Source organism: Adlercreutzia equolifaciens (assembly GCF_029076695.1).
Lineage (GTDB): Bacteria > Actinomycetota > Coriobacteriia > Coriobacteriales > Eggerthellaceae > Adlercreutzia > Adlercreutzia equolifaciens_A.
In genome coordinates this window covers 1-335 of record NZ_JARFIK010000181.1, presented here as the reverse complement: position 1 = coordinate 335, position 335 = coordinate 1, and the positions used below count along the sequence as shown (strand labels likewise).

General features: G+C 49.6%; 1 protein-coding gene. It reads left to right on the top strand.

Annotated elements, in window-relative coordinates; all coding sequences use genetic code 11:
- A partial coding sequence (locus PZH32_RS11985) for a hypothetical protein (protein WP_275208482.1) occupies window positions 1-335 on the top strand: 335 nt, incomplete at both ends.

Genomic DNA, 335 nt, shown 5'->3' with positions numbered 1-335 from the left:
CGAGGAATGGAAGAACCAAGCCGAGAAATCGGAGATACAGATACAGAAACTCTTATCCGAGAAGCAAGAGCTGGTATCGACAGTAGCCGAACAAGGGAAGAGAATAGCGGAGCAGACAGAGCAAATAGAGAAGCTGAACGAAGCAGACAACGTGCTGAAGCTCAACGCAGAGCTGAAGAAGCAAAACGAGAAGCTGAAGCAAGACAAGCTCAACGCAGAGCAAGAAGCCGAAGCTACGGTATCGAGCGTTAAAAGGGAATATGAAGCCAAGGGCAGAGAGCTTGACCGCAGAATCGGAGAAGCTGCCAAGCAGTCGGCAAGCCTTAAATCCGAAA